At 70.6% G+C, this 3,574-nt stretch carries 4 protein-coding genes; all 4 read right to left on the bottom strand.

The window, feature by feature from the left end:
- Positions 1–244 (bottom strand): helix-turn-helix domain-containing protein (locus NS354_RS09795; RefSeq protein WP_153002173.1); only part of this gene is annotated, 244 nt, incomplete at its 3' end.
- Between the two features lie 120 nt (positions 245–364).
- Positions 365–1,507 (bottom strand): HTTM domain-containing protein, encoded by a 1,143-nt coding sequence (locus tag NS354_RS09790; protein ID WP_058594325.1) that lies wholly within the window; start codon positions 1,505–1,507, stop codon positions 365–367.
- On the bottom strand, positions 1,504–2,322 hold the full coding sequence (locus NS354_RS09785) for a DUF5819 family protein (RefSeq protein ID WP_058594324.1): 819 nt from the start codon (positions 2,320–2,322) through the stop codon (positions 1,504–1,506). The genes NS354_RS09790 and NS354_RS09785 overlap by 4 nt, the downstream gene beginning before the upstream one ends.
- Before the next feature lie 144 nt (positions 2,323–2,466).
- On the bottom strand, positions 2,467–3,574 hold a 1,108-nt coding region (locus NS354_RS09780), incomplete at its 5' end, for an LPXTG cell wall anchor domain-containing protein (protein WP_153002172.1).

Genomic DNA, 3,574 nt, shown 5'->3' with positions numbered 1-3,574 from the left:
CGGCGATGAACGCCTCCTGCGCCTCCGCGTCATCCCGGTCCGCCGGCACGCCCAGCACCGCGTCCTCCTTCGAGGCGAAGTAGTTGAAGAAGGTGCGGCGCGAGACGCCCGCGGCCTCGCAGAGCTCCTCGACGGTGAAACCGTTGATGCCTCGCTCCGCAGTCCAGCGGCGCGCGTGCGACGACAGCGCTCGGGCGGTGGCGGCACGGCGGCGCGCACGGGTACTGGTTGCACTCTGGGGCATGGAATGCATTTTTGCACTGCAATGCTGAAAGTGCACTGAATCGCTGCGGAGATCATCGCGTCGCGATCCGGCGCCCCCTCGTCGGTGCCGCCTCGTCGGCGCCCCTCGTCGAGGCCCCCGTTACGTCGCGCGCGTCGCCGCGAGACTCCGTGCGGGCTCCGAGTCCCGCTCCGCAGCTGGATCGACGGGGGTGGTCGGCGCGGCCGGCGACCCGTCATCGTCGCCGCGGCCCATGTGCTGCCGCCAGCGCCGCGACACCGAAGCGCTCAGATGCTTCCAGCTGCGGTCGCGGATGAAGATCGAGTCGATCGCGATCATCGTCAGCGAGAACCACGGCAGCCCCATGAGCACGCCGATGGCGATGTGGAAGCTCAGAATACCGAAGAGCGCGAACAGTCGCGTGGGCCGCGAGAGCAGCATGAGCAGGAACGCCACCTGCAGCACGATGGACCCCCACGTGCCGATGGCGACGGCGGGCCCCCAGGCGGTGACGATGTCGCTCAGGATCGGCCACGTGCCGAACCGCATCGTCTGCAACGGGTTGTACACCGCGTAGCCCTCCGCCCACGGCGCCCCCTGAGCCTTGTACAGGCCGCCGGAGGCGTAGACGAACGTCACCTGAGCGGTGAGCGCGACGAGCGCCAGGTTGTGGAGCACCGTGCCGATCTGGTTGCCCGACGAGCCGACCGGGAACCACTCCCGCCGTGCGCGGCGACGCGCGTCGAGCGACCACCGGGCCGCGGGGTCGGCGAAGAACATGAGGATGAGCGCGATGCGGAACATGTTGTCGCCCTGGTCGCCGACCATGTCGTTCATCTCGATGAAGCCGACCCAGAGCGCGAAGAACACGGGGTGCACGATCCGGAACCGCCACCCGAGCAGGAAGAGCACCGCGAGCACCATGAGGCAGAGGTACAGCAGCGTGAACGCGACGTCGTTGCCCGCCACGGCGTGGAACGCGCCGAAGATCCACACCTTCGGGAAGTCGCTGACGGGCTCGGCGAGCTCGCCGTTCCACGCGGACCCCGAACCGAACGTGTAGAGGCGGGTGCCGAAGTTCGCGAGGAGGAGCCCGAGCGCGGTGCAGCCGAAGACGATGCGGGTGACGGCGAGGCCGTAGAGCGCCTTCTTCCCGTCGAACAGCCACCGCTCGACGAAATCGAACGCGCGGCCGATCGTGCCCGTCACGGCCGACCACGCCGCGGCGACGAGGGAGCCGATGAACGCGCCGAACTGGCTGGGAGCGGAACCCTGATCGCTCATTCTGAGATCCTCTCGAATTGCCCTCCGAAGACGTCGGCGAAATTGTCCTCGTTCTGGCCCTCCTCGACGACGAGGGGCCGCCACCCGGGGAGCACCACCGAGGGCTCCGGGCGCTTCGCGTCGGGGTTGTGGCGCTCCGCGAACGGGATGATGTTCTGGCGGCTCACGCGATACTGCACGGCCACCACCTCATCGCCCCACACGGCCTTCGCCACCTGCGTCGCGTACGCCGTGGAGCGGCGCTCGTCGCTCATGAACTGGTCGACGGCGCCCGCGTTCTTCGCGACCGCGGCGGCGTCGAGCCCCGAGTTCTTCGCCCCGTTCTCGAGCGCGGCGCGCAGCCCGACCTCCCACTCGGGGGTCGCGAAGTCGCCCGCCGCGGTAGTGCGCTGCACCTCGGTGAGCGCATCGAACGACTTCTTGAAGCTCGAAGCGAGCTCGGTCGACTGGATGCCGGCGCGCGGCGGCGTGAGGTTGTAGCGGATCATCGAGAGCTCGACGTCGGTCGCACTCACCCACCCCGTCTCCGTGCGCTCCCCCGACTCGTCCTCCACCGCGGCGCGCACGTTGAAGTGGTAGTCGCCGTTCACGGGCTCGGGGGCGAACACACTCCACGACTGGCCGAACATCGGCAGCATGTACGAGCTGAGCGCATCGCCCGGAACGATCTCGCGCGCGTTCGCCGAGTACGGGGCGATCCACAGGAACGAGGCGAGAATGTGCCAGGCCGCGAGCAGCACGGCCGCCCATGCGACGAGACGGACCCAGAGCTTCGCCGCGGGTCGCGCGCTCGTGTGCGTCGTTTCAGGGGTCACACCTGCTCCTGTCTTGCCGGAATGGAGTGCAGTCGTGGCGAACCTACCACTGCGGGAACCCGCGCGACAGCAGTGCGTCGCGCGTCGCCACGACGCAGACGTGCGGCCGGGGTGCTCCCCGACCGCACGCCGTAACGACTCCGATCAGTCGGTTCGCGCGTGGGTGCGACGCCGCACCGTCAGCGCCACACCGGCTCCCGCGAGCACCAGCAGCAACCCGGCGATGCCGAGACCGAGCTGGCTCTCGCCGCCGGTGTTGCTGAGGTACCCGCCGCCGGAGGCGTTGCTCGAACCCGAGGCGCTCGCCGACGAGGATCCGCCGGCCGACGACGTGCCGCCCGCGTCAGCGGCGCCGCCCGCATCGGCCGCACCCCCGGCGCTGGGATCCGCATCGGCGGTCCCGGCCGCGAGCACCGTGAGCTCCGCGGCGTCGGTCGTGACCGTGGTGGTCCCGTCCGTCGCGACGGCCCGGAAGAGCATGCCCGTCTCGGGCACCTCGGCGTCCTCGATGGTCAGCGTGAGGCCATCCTCGGACACGGGCTCGTCGGTCGGCGACCAGGCGTTCTCAGCCATGGGCTGGACGCCCTCGGCGGCACCCTCGGACTCCGACGGGGCGACCGGCGTGTACTCCTCCCACGTGACCGAGGTCGGCGAACCCGAGACCACCTCGACGGTGAACACCGCGTCCTCGCCCTCGGTGACGGTCACGTCGGCGGGATCCGACAGCACCAGCTCCTGGCCATCGGCATCAGCCGTCGCATCGGCCGACGCCGCAGCCGACGCATCCGCCGACGACGTCGCCTCGGCCGCAGCCTCCGACGCCGCATCCGCAGCCGACGACGCATCCGGATCCGCCGCAGCCGAGGCCGCCGCCGACGCATCCGCGTTCGACGCCGCATCCGCCGTCGAATCCGCACTCGCCGTCGCCGCAGCCGAAGCCGCCGCATTCGTCTCAGCCGACGCCTCCGCAGACGCATCCGCCGTCGCAGCCACCTCGGCCGCCGCGTTCGCCGACACATCCGCAGCCGCCGAAGCGTCGCTCGTGTTGTCCGCGTTCGCCGCCGCCTGAGCCGCAGCCTGCGCCGAAGCCGAAGCCTCGTCATCCGCAGCCGCATCCGCCGAAGCCGACGCGGACGCCGACGCGTTCGCATTCACCTCGGCATCGGCATCAGCCTCGACCACCGTGGTGGCGGTGGCGGTCAGCCCGCTCGTCGCGCCCGTCGCGGTGAACGTCGCCTCGCCGGGCTCGAAG

Origin of the sequence: Leucobacter chromiiresistens (genome assembly GCF_001477055.1) — a bacterium.
GTDB classification, from domain to species: Bacteria; Actinomycetota; Actinomycetes; order Actinomycetales; family Microbacteriaceae; genus Leucobacter; species Leucobacter chromiiresistens_A.
This window is presented reverse-complemented; position numbering and strand designations above follow the sequence as displayed.

Bases quoted from the DNA above. Each gene is read 5' to 3' on its own strand.
- NS354_RS09790 (WP_058594325.1), bottom strand. From the start codon at position 1,507: ATGAGCGATCAGGGTTCCGCTCCCAGCCAGTTCGGCGCGTTCATCGGC.